This is a genomic window from Luteitalea sp., from assembly GCA_009377605.1.
Taxonomy (GTDB): Bacteria; Acidobacteriota; Vicinamibacteria; order Vicinamibacterales; family Vicinamibacteraceae; genus WHTT01.
This window is the reverse complement of record WHTT01000086.1, coordinates 22,164-26,381: the sequence shown is the minus strand read 5'-3', so window position 1 is coordinate 26,381 and position 4,218 is coordinate 22,164. Positions and strand designations below refer to the sequence as shown.

The window sequence follows — 4,218 nt, the reverse complement described above, 5'->3', positions numbered from 1 at the left end:
CCGTTCGGCACCGCCGATGGGCGTCACTTGCGAGACGCCCGCGACCGCGAGGAGTCGCCGTCGGACCAGCGTATCGGCGGCCGTTCGGAGCGCGAGCGGGTCGTCCACGTCCGACGAGATCGCGAAGAACAGGATCTCGCCCATGATCGAAGAGATGGGCGCCAAGATTGGTCGCTCGACCTGTGGCGGCAGACTGCTGCCCACGAGCGCCAGCTTCTCGGACACGATCTGCCGTGCGCGAAAGATATCGGTGCCCCAGTCGAACTCGACCCACACGACGGCGATGCCCATCGCCGTCGCGGACCGGACGCGCCGCACGCCTGAGGCCCCGTTGATGGCGGTTTCAATGGGGAACGTCACGAGCGTTTCCATCTCCTCGGGTGCCATGCCACCGCCTTCCGTCAGCACCGTGACGGTTGGCGCGGTCAGATCGGGGAACACATCGACCGGCATCGCGCGCGCGATCCACAGCCCTGATCCGGCCAGCAGGATGGCCAGCACGAGCACTATCCAGTGATGGTCGATCGACCATTGGATCAATCGCTTCATGGGATCACCTCAATGGACATGGCCTTCAGCCGGCAGCCCTGTCGCGGTGGATGCCAACTGCACCTCGTAGGCGCCGCGCGTGACGACGCGCTCACCCGGCGCCACGCCGTTTCCGATGCCAACGAGATCGCCGTCGCGCGCCGCAATCTCAATGAACCGCCGCGCGAACAGCTCGCCGCCTATCTGGACGAAGACATACGGCCGTCCGGCTTCTCTGAGCACGGCGGCTGGCGGAATGGCTGGCACGCGCAGCTGTTTTCGCGTAAAGAGCACCGCGGTGCCGGACTGACCGACCAACAGGTGTTCGCCTGGATTCTCGATGTCGATCTTGAGCGGCAACGCCCGCGTGGTGGCATCGATGACGCCGGCGTCATGTACCTGGCTCGGCTCGAGGGTGAGCGGCTTGGCGAGGCCAGGAATCTCCAGTACGAGGCCGGCAGCCTGGCGCGCCACCGCCACGTCTGCCGCCGGCACCTGCACCTCCAACGTCACACGGTCCGTTCGCACAATCCGGAACAGCGGCGTCCCTTCGTCGTACGAGGCCCCCAGCGTGGCCATCACCTCCGCCAGGCGTCCGGCAATGGGCGCCCGGAGGGCAAACGCATTTCCGGCGGCCGCCCCTCCGCCGCTCCGGAGTGTCTCGTCGCGCTGCGCAAGCCGGGCTTCCGCCGCGTCCAAGCGCGCCTCCGCGACGTTCGTTGCCCGTCGGGCATCCTCGACCCGCCGGGCCGGTACGGCGCGTTCCTCCAGCAGCCGCTCGGCGCGCTGCTGCTCAACGCGTGCCGCCTCGAGCGCCGCCTGCGCCTCGGCGACCTCGGCCGCAAGCGTCGCACGGTCAGCGCCCGTCGCCAGGCGCGGCTCGAGACGGGCGAGAACCTGACCGGCACGGACGCGACCGCCAATCGGCGGCAGCACATCGGCCGTGAGCCGGCCGGCCGCCGGTGCCGCGACGATTGCTTCGCCGCCTGGGAGCGGGTGGACTGTGGCGGGTGCGCGAACCGACATCCGCAGCGCCGCTTCGCGCACGGGCGCAGTCGCGAAGTCATTGGTCCACTGCTGTTCCTTCAGGTATGCGATCGCCGTCGGGTCGTCAGACGACTGCTTCTCGGCGTCTGCGGTGGCGGCTCGCTCGTCGGCGAACACCGTCACGACCCCAAGGTCGTGACGGTCGGTGAGGTCGGGCGCGTCGAGGATCAGCGCACAGCGATATCGCCCCGGCGCTGGAGGTGCCCCTTCGACGCGAAACACGCCCGGTCGTGACGGCTTCGGACCAGTGAGCGTCGTCGGTGAGCCGCGCCTTTCTGGGGTGAATTCAACGCTCGCGCGACCAGCAGTGACAGGCTTGAAATCCGCCAACGTGGTCAGGTGGACGGCGAACAAGACGGTGTGCCCCGCCACAAGTGGCGGATGCTCCATGTACAGCTCCGTCTTCTCCGTCCAGTGGGTCACATCCAGCGTGGGCGATTCTGCCTGAGCGGGGTCAGCCTGTCTCGTGCAGCCGCCTAGGTTGAGGGCGGCAAGGAGGGCTGCGCCGATCAATCCGTTTTTCGTGGTCATCACGGGATCTCCCAGCCGCTGACAAATTCCAGCTCGATCTCCGCCTGTCGCACAGCCTGGTCGAGCGTGGCTTGACGTGTGCGGGCCGACGCTCCGACTCGATAGGCGTCCAACAATTCCAGGATGCTGCGCTCGCCAGCGTCATAGCTGACCTGCGCAATCCGCTCGATCTCATCGGCGCTCTGAACGGCCTCGGCCTGGTAGCGTTTAGCCGCCCGGCGCCGTTCCAGCACCGCCGCGCGGAGAGCGGCAATCTGTCCGCGCAACACGAGCCGGAACGCGTCAGCCTGCGCTTCGGCCTGCGCGGCTGTCGCGGCCGCCCGCGCGCGCTCAGGGCGCGCGCGATCGAAGAGCGGCAGGGCCGCTTGCACCATGACGACACTGCCAACGTCCCCGCCGCCCACACTCGACGATTTGGTACCCGCGACGATCTCTGGCTCGGGGATGAGACGTCGTTCGGCCGCCCGTTGGGCCAAACCGGCCGCCTCGATCTCGCGCTGCAAGCCGAGAAGCTCACCGCGCGTCGTCTCTGCTCGCTCGAGCAGCGTTTCGAGCGACGGGAGATCTGCCGCGGCCGTCGGCGCGCTGACCGCCTCGATTTGGGTCGGGTCAGGCATGTTGCCAAAGAAGCTCGCAAGCGTGGCCTGTGCGCGTTTGCGGTCGGTCGCGGCCACCGCGCGGTCCGTTTCGATGTCGAGGACCTCCCGCTCCGCCCGTAACCGATCGAATCCAGCCGCATCGCCGGCGGCCTCGCGCTTCGCTAAGACCTCAGCCAACTCACGAAGCCGGTCGCGGGCAGTGGTCAGCGCACGCTCCCGGGTCTGAGCCGCCACGAGCTCCGCAAAGGCCAGTCGCAGATCGGCACGCAGGCGCCGCACGTCATCGTCAGCACGGTTCGAGGTCGCGGCGACCATGGAGGAGGCGGACCGCGCGTCCAGTCCCCGGCGGCCGGTAATCGGCAGCGGCTGTGACACCATCGTCAAGTACTCGGTCACGCCCGCCACCGATTCCCGGTTGACGGTCACCCGAGGGTTCGGCCATCTGCCCGCGGCCAGGACATCGGTACGCGCCACATCCACCGCCGCGCGGATGGCCCGCACGCGGGGACTGTCGGTCGACAAGCGCGCCAGGGCATCGGACTCTGTCAACATCGACGATTGCGCGCCGGCACTCGACGGCACGAGAACGGCCGCCAGCGCGGCGCAGCGCAAGCCTCTGCGCATAACACCTCGCATGAAAAGCTGAGTCGGGATGGACGACGGGCGAGGCCGTCAGATCAGGCTAGACGGAGAGGAGGGGAGGAGCGCGGGGACCGTGCGAGGAAGCCCATGGCGGGTCGTGCACCGACACGTGAATGGATGCCGCCGCCCACCGAGTTGCCTGCGGTGGCTGCGGGATCGGCGGGTCCTCATACAGGAGGTGATTGACGGGAGAGACGTGCGACACCAGCGTTGGGCCGGTGAACGGCGAGTCGAGCCACTGCGTGTCATGATCCTCATGGCTGACACTCGTGTGCGTGCCAGCCGGGTGATGTGGCTCGAAGTGGCGGTGGATGACGTCCGAATGCCGACCGTCGTCGGTCCGCGTGACGTGACGATGCTCTCTCGGCAGCCACGCCAGCACAAAGAGACCCATCACCGCAAGGCCCGCGGTCAGCTTCCGGACACGGCAGCGTCCCACCACGGCCGCATTATGATCGGTCACGAGCCGTATAGTCAAACTGACTGACGGGACCGACGAACGGCAGCAGCGGCAACCCACACCCATGAGGATGCGCCATCGCACTGTGCCGTCACGCGGACTTCGGGAAGGTCAGGACGAACGAGGCTCCCCGGCGAGCGTGCGTCTCGACGGCGATGCTTCCACCATGCGCCTCCATCACGCGCTTGCAGATGCTGAGGCCCAGGCCGTAGCCACCGGTACTCTTGGTTCGAGAACGATCGACACGAAAGAACGGCTCGAAGACACGCTCAGAATCGCTCTCGGGGATGCCCGGTCCGTGATCGGTGACACGAACGACAACCGTGTCGCCATTTTGCATCGCCGACACTTCTACCTATGGCTGGCGAATTCCCAATTGTGCTGCAAACACCCTGAAAGGAATTCGCGTTC

5 protein-coding genes are annotated in these 4,218 nt (G+C 67.4%); all 5 read right to left on the bottom strand.

Translation table 11 applies throughout. The features are described from left to right. A partial coding sequence (locus tag GEV06_22635) for a CusA/CzcA family heavy metal efflux RND transporter (protein MPZ20680.1) occupies positions 1 to 549 on the bottom strand: 549 nt, incomplete at its 3' end. Positions 550 to 558: 9 nt separating this feature from the next. Beyond that, a complete protein-coding gene (locus GEV06_22630) occupies positions 559 to 2,106 on the bottom strand; it encodes an efflux RND transporter periplasmic adaptor subunit (GenBank protein MPZ20679.1) in 1,548 nt (515 codons plus the stop codon). Next, the gene (locus tag GEV06_22625) at positions 2,106 to 3,341 is read right to left on the bottom strand and encodes a hypothetical protein (protein MPZ20678.1); all 1,236 of its coding nucleotides are present in this window, start codon (positions 3,339 to 3,341) and stop codon (positions 2,106 to 2,108) included. Before GEV06_22625 ends, GEV06_22630 begins: the two co-directional genes overlap by 1 nt. 46 nt (positions 3,342 to 3,387) lie before the next feature. After that, a complete protein-coding gene (locus GEV06_22620) occupies positions 3,388 to 3,810 on the bottom strand; it encodes a hypothetical protein (GenBank protein ID MPZ20677.1) in 423 nt (140 codons plus the stop codon). Between the two features lie 88 nt (positions 3,811 to 3,898). Then, the gene (locus GEV06_22615) at positions 3,899 to 4,147 is read right to left on the bottom strand and encodes a hypothetical protein (protein ID MPZ20676.1); all 249 of its coding nucleotides are present in this window, start codon (positions 4,145 to 4,147) and stop codon (positions 3,899 to 3,901) included. Between the last annotated feature and the right edge of the window lie 71 nt (positions 4,148 to 4,218).

Coding starts and splice junctions, on each gene's coding strand:
- GEV06_22630 (MPZ20679.1), bottom strand. CDS start 2,106: ATGACCACGAAAAACGGATTGATCGGCGCAGCCCTCCTTGCCGCCCTC.
- GEV06_22625 (MPZ20678.1), bottom strand. CDS start 3,341: ATGCGAGGTGTTATGCGCAGAGGCTTGCGCTGCGCCGCGCTGGCGGCC.
- GEV06_22615 (MPZ20676.1), bottom strand. CDS start 4,147: ATGCAAAATGGCGACACGGTTGTCGTTCGTGTCACCGATCACGGACCG.